The 255-nt window shown below is 51.8% G+C and carries 1 rRNA gene; it reads left to right on the top strand.

The window, feature by feature from the left end:
* Positions 1–254: ribosomal RNA gene (locus tag HHH54_RS11080) — 23S ribosomal RNA — on the top strand; the annotation flags it as partial.
* Position 255: the final 1 nt, after the last annotated feature.

Genomic DNA, 255 nt, shown 5'->3' with positions numbered 1-255 from the left:
CGATGGATAACAGGTTGATATTCCTGTACCACCTATAATCGTTTTAAGCGATGGGGGGACGCAGTAGGATAGGCGAAGCGTGCTGTTGGAGTGCACGTCCAAGCAGTGAGACTGAGTGTTAGGCAAACCCGGCACTCATAAGGTCAGGCTGTGATGGGGAGAGGAACTCAGTTCCTCGAGTCGTTGATTTCACACTGCCGAGAAAAGCCTCTAGCTAGAAAGTAGGTGCCCGTACCGCAAACCGACACAGGTAGT

It is taken from the genome of Staphylococcus canis (assembly GCF_016238445.1).
Lineage (GTDB): Bacteria > Bacillota > Bacilli > Staphylococcales > Staphylococcaceae > Staphylococcus > Staphylococcus canis.
This window is presented reverse-complemented; position numbering and strand designations above follow the sequence as displayed.